Genomic DNA, 1077 nt, shown 5'->3' on the forward strand with positions numbered 1-1077 from the left:
CTAAACTAAAGTCAACAGGTAATTTCGATATTTTTAAAACCCACCAATCAACCCAAGAATCCAACCAATCTAGCCAATCTAGCCAATCTAGCCAAATCCTTGTTTCTCAACAAGTTTTTATCTGCATCACCGCCGATGGATGTGCATTCTACACCATTTCAAAACACACGCAAGCACTTTTAGAAAATTTAAAATTCGGTTGTTTTTTTTTTAAACTTCAACCCACCTAATTTACTGATTTATATAATTTAAAATTTATTAATTTTCTTAAAAGTGAATTTAATCAACATAAATAACTGTAATTTAATGACTTAATTAAAAATATGGATGTAATTCCACCTAATTTTGATGATCAAATTGAATTAAAGCAGAAATATTTAAAAATATTTCTGCTTTAATTTTTACTTCTTGTTCTTTATCTGAACACTAATGATTTTAATCGGCTGTTTAGGGACATTTTGATGCATTCCATAGTTACCTGTAGGAACACTAACAATTTTATCAACAATATTCATTCCTTTCGTTACCTTACCAAATACAGCATAACCAGCATCCATTTGTGAACGATTTAGGAAAGTGTTGTCAGCAACGTTAATAAAAAATTGACTCGTAGCAGAGTTAGGATCACTAGTACGAGCCATTGCCAATGTACCGCGCGTATTTTTCAAACCATTGCTTGCTTCATTACTAATAGGTGCTTTAGTTACCTTCTCAATCATATTGGCATCCATCCCCCCGCCTTGAATCATAAATCCTGGGATGACTCGATGAAAAATAGTTCCAGCATAAAAGTTACTTTTTACATAGCTTTCAAAATTTTTTGCTGATACAGGTGCTTTATCGTTAAAAAGTTCAATTTCAATATTTCCCATACTGGTTTTCATATCAACCATTGTGTTGGCAAATAAATGGCTGCTTACTAATAGTAGACTGGTTGTCATCAACAACTTTTTCATGATTGCTTTTCTCTGATTTTAACGAGTGATTTGTTGTACTTCTCAATAGGGTGTGTTGACACTTTTAGCTTAAAAAAATAGCGAAGTAGTAAAATCAAATCGCCGAACCCAATTTTACTAT

Annotated in this window: 1 protein-coding gene and 1 pseudogene; one reads left to right on the top strand and one right to left on the bottom strand. The window is 32.1% G+C overall.

The features are described from left to right. Positions 1–230 (top strand): annotated as a pseudogene (locus tag NO346_RS00005) (hypothetical protein); the annotation flags it as partial. A 171-nt stretch (positions 231–401) separates the two neighbouring features. Here the strand turns inward: NO346_RS00005 and NO346_RS00010 are convergent. Continuing rightward, the gene (locus NO346_RS00010; protein ID WP_005158803.1) at positions 402–956 is read right to left on the bottom strand and encodes a peptidylprolyl isomerase A; all 555 of its coding nucleotides are present in this window, start codon (positions 954–956) and stop codon (positions 402–404) included. Positions 957–1077 lie beyond the last annotated feature (121 nt).

Origin of the sequence: Acinetobacter sp. 5862 (genome assembly GCF_024494585.1) — a bacterium.
Classification (GTDB): domain Bacteria; phylum Pseudomonadota; class Gammaproteobacteria; order Pseudomonadales; family Moraxellaceae; genus Acinetobacter.